Genomic DNA, 1,647 nt, shown 5'->3' with positions numbered 1-1,647 from the left:
TGCATCTTTTTCTGACAGTTGAGTCACCTGATTCATCACTTCAATGGATTCCATGACGGCCGTTCGTAAATCATTAATTGAATTCGCCCTCGAATAGCTCATATTACCTGAACTTAATGGTTCATAGGCATCACCTTGCCCAGCTTCAGACAAATCCACTGCATGTTCCATAAAGGTACTTTCTTTAATCCGTATTTCTGCCATGCTCATCCCCTCTTCGTTGTCTTTTAATATCATGAACCTCATGATTTCTTGTTTATTATAGCATGAAAATACAGGAGATAGAATTGTACACGAACAACTATGTGAATCTAATAAATGAAATAAAAAATTAATTTTTTCCATCAAAATAGCACGAGGAACCACCCCCGTGCCTAGAAAGTAACCACCAAAAAGGTGATTGTTATAATGATAACATAAAAAGGAAAAAAAGTATAAAAAAGGCTTGACTATATAACGATAACGTTATATAATATAAATATAGAAAGTAACCAAAAAGAAAAGGAATGATTAACATGAACGAAGTAGAATTAGGAATTGAAAGAATAAAGGCTATTGAAAAAGAAATCGAGCCCATGGACCTCCGAGAAAAAGTAGCTTTTCTAAACTATCAGATTGATCTTTCTCGCTATGAAATTATAGTGAACAAAGAGCGAATTCATTATCATAGTGAAATATTAGGTAGAATAACCCATATCATAATGCCACTTGCTAAAGAGCTAGATGAAATGAACAAATAAAATAAAGCGGGAGGACAGCACCTCCCGCTTTACTTATACGAAAATTCAAAAGGAGAATCCATTTATGACAGATAAAAAGTTAAAAACGACTGATGCTCAAAGAGAAGCATCGAAACGTTATCGAGATAAACATAAAGAAAAAGTGAAAATTCAGGGAGCACGACGTGCCGGTATTTATTTTATAAAAAACTATGCAACATTAGAAGATTTGGCCGAACTTGAAAAAATCATTGAAGAACAAAAAAACTTTTGTAAGTATTTAAAAACATGCTACTTATCATATAAACCCTAGCTCTTTAGATCACTCAGAGACTTTACTATAAGGTCTCTTAATAGTCTTTTTCTTTCTGCTTATCCGTTTCTCGAATCTCCCACAGCTTCACAGCATAAAGAACTATTAAGACAGCTCCTGAAAGGATCGCCAGCACATGAAGACAAGGGATCAAAATCTGACTATCCCTTCCCAGTTCGTTTAGATGAGGGTTTAATCCCGCATAAGCAATCATAAACAAATGGAGCGAAACTAAGAGAATAGCTCCTAACAAGATTGAGGGGTATCTTTTTTCTTTTCGTACAATATAGGTTCCAACATAGGGTAAAGTAAAAAGAAACAAATATAAGCCCAATGTAAAAACGACAAACATAATTGCATCGCTAAATAAAAATAGACGACTTGACTCCAGCACAAGAAAAGTAGTCAAAATAAATACGAGGCTTACTCTTCCTAGATCATGGCCCCATAATCTTTTCACTAGACTTCCGCTCCTTTATAAACATAATTCTTTCTTTATGCGATAAATTGTTGGACGTGATATTCGATTTTCTGTCGCAATTGTTTTCACTGATTTTCCTTCTTTTAGCATTCGAACGATTTCCTGATAAACAAGCCTTTTTTGTGGATCTTTCG

Annotated in this window: 5 protein-coding genes; 2 read left to right on the top strand and 3 right to left on the bottom strand. The window is 34.5% G+C overall.

Annotated features, from left to right (window positions below):
• The coding region (locus HCK02_RS13715) for a DUF3130 family protein (RefSeq protein ID WP_167630658.1) at positions 1 to 204 on the bottom strand (204 nt) is incomplete at its 3' end.
• A 311-nt stretch (positions 205 to 515) separates the two neighbouring features.
• Here HCK02_RS13715 and HCK02_RS13710 point away from each other — a divergent pair.
• Together HCK02_RS13710 and HCK02_RS13705 are read left to right on the top strand one after the other, a co-directional pair.
• On the top strand, positions 516 to 740 hold the full coding sequence (locus HCK02_RS13710; protein ID WP_167630657.1) for a hypothetical protein: 225 nt from the start codon (positions 516 to 518) through the stop codon (positions 738 to 740).
• 64 nt (positions 741 to 804) lie between these two features.
• Complete coding sequence (locus tag HCK02_RS13705; RefSeq protein ID WP_167630656.1) at positions 805 to 1,032, top strand: hypothetical protein; 228 nt, start codon at positions 805 to 807, stop codon at positions 1,030 to 1,032.
• Between the two features lie 37 nt (positions 1,033 to 1,069).
• Here the strand turns inward: HCK02_RS13705 and HCK02_RS13700 are convergent, their stop codons facing one another.
• Positions 1,070 to 1,492: a hypothetical protein gene (locus tag HCK02_RS13700; protein ID WP_167630655.1), complete on the bottom strand. Its 423-nt coding sequence runs from the start codon at positions 1,490 to 1,492 to the stop codon at positions 1,070 to 1,072.
• A gap of 15 nt (positions 1,493 to 1,507) precedes the next feature.
• Positions 1,508 to 1,612 (bottom strand): helix-turn-helix domain-containing protein, encoded by a 105-nt coding sequence (locus tag HCK02_RS13695; RefSeq protein ID WP_425482903.1) that lies wholly within the window; start codon positions 1,610 to 1,612, stop codon positions 1,508 to 1,510.
• Positions 1,613 to 1,647 lie beyond the last annotated feature (35 nt).

The sequence above is a fragment of the Listeria valentina genome, assembly GCF_011800755.1.
GTDB lineage: Bacteria > Bacillota > Bacilli > Lactobacillales > Listeriaceae > Listeria > Listeria valentina.
This window is presented reverse-complemented; position numbering and strand designations above follow the sequence as displayed.